The 1,694-nt window shown below is 61.2% G+C and carries 1 protein-coding gene; it reads right to left on the bottom strand.

Translation table 11 applies throughout. The features are described from left to right. On the bottom strand, positions 1–1,579 hold a 1,579-nt coding region (locus B140_RS12790), incomplete at its 3' end, for a hypothetical protein (RefSeq protein ID WP_425304668.1). Positions 1,580–1,694: the final 115 nt, after the last annotated feature.

The raw sequence follows: 1,694 nt of genomic DNA, 5'->3' as shown, positions 1-1,694 counted from the left end.
CGGCGTTTTTCCGTACCTCTTCTTTGCCTGCGGGCGGGTGTTCTTCCCCGATTTCTAGGCCGTGGATCTGCTGGGTAGACCCGGCGTGATTCTCACGGCGCGTACCGTCCTCACGCTGGGCGTTTACGCTGCCTGATAGGGAGAGGACCGTGGAGTTGGGCTCGGATACCACCGTGGAGACAACCGGGCCCATGTTGTTGAAGTCGCCGGTTCCGGTGCGCACCTGGGTAGCCCACTCTAGGGTCGTATCCTCGGTAAATCCTGTCGTATCGACGTTGACGGAGAAGTATTGTTTGGAGATCTCTTCCCGGGGAATGATTTCCCTGTTTACTGCCGCTATTTCTTTACAGTCGCCTGCCGTGCATTGAAATAGCTGCGCAATGACGTGGTACGGCTGGCCCGGGGAGAGTGACGTGAGATCTACTTCGTTAAAGACTTTCTGCTTTGTTTCGGGTCGCAGCGTTGTGTTCTTGTCTTCCGTGGAAGCCTGGGAGTCGATTTCGGTTTTGAGCACGTTGAAAGCGTGCATGGTCGGCGGTGCCACGTAGGCGTCGTCGTCATCGACGACATCAGTGCGCACGTACACCATAGAGGCGTCCTTCGGCACGGTGAAGTGGAGTTCTTGGGTCAGGCCTTCTTCCGGGATGCTCTGGCTGGTCTCTGCTCCGGGAATGGGGGTCAGGCCGTCTTCGATGCCGTCGAGGCGGTCCTCGTCGGGGTTCTCGGTGGTGGTAAAGGCCTTCATGCGGCCGTGGGTGCTGCGCCCTGCTGGGTTGGTGATCTGGGCGCTGCGGGTCAGGGTGATCTCGCCTCCTGGGGAGAGCGGGTTGATGCCTTGGCCGTTAATGAGGCGCCCGCGCGTGCCGGCGTAGGCGAGGTCATCGCTTGTCACGGTGACGATGGGGGCGACTGCTTGTGTGGTGGCGGTGCCGGTGGTGGTAACTCCCCCATCGGCGCTGTAGAGCGCGCGGAGGGAGTCGGGGGCAGCGCCCACGGGCATGGTGAACGTGGCCGATGCGTCCACGGAAGGGGTCTCCGGCGGGTTCTGCTCGGCACTTGATGTCGGCGCCGTCGTCGCGTCGGTGTCATCCGGCGTCGTCGTGGTCTCTGCCGTGGTTTCAGGTGCGGTTGTGGTCTTTGCGTGGGGCTCACGCTGGGGAGAAAACACGTCGCCGGCGCGGACTCCATGGAACGCGAGGCCGTCCGGGGTGATCTCTACGGAGTCGAAGGGCAAGGCCACCACGGCGGAGTTGTCCTGCGCGCGCATAAGCGTGGGCTTGTCGATGGGCTCGCCTGCGTAATCCGTCAGGGTGCGCGGCTGGTGGATCTGTGCGCTGATCTCCGGGTCATAGGCGATGAGCTGGTCGATCAGGTCCGTGTCCTGGGTGTAGACCAGCGCCCAGTCCAGGGATTGCGGCTTCTGGGCGCCGTGGAGTGGGAACACCGGGTCTGAGGAGATGACCCGTTGTGCCCAGGTCTGGGTGATTGCTTTGTGATCAAGTTGTGCCTGCGCGACCGTCGTGGACGCGAGGGTAATTCCTAGTGCTGCCATTGCGGGCAGTGCTGCGTATTTCTTCATACCTATACCTCCATCGCAAGTATGAATGCTACATTACATTCTTTTCACCTGTATTACCAGCCATTCTAAAGACCTGGAGAGTGGGCACCGCAGGTCAAGATGGCCCCATGTGAGG

It is taken from the genome of Corynebacterium mastitidis DSM 44356 (genome assembly GCF_000375365.1).
Lineage (GTDB): Bacteria > Actinomycetota > Actinomycetes > Mycobacteriales > Mycobacteriaceae > Corynebacterium > Corynebacterium mastitidis.
This window is presented reverse-complemented; position numbering and strand designations above follow the sequence as displayed.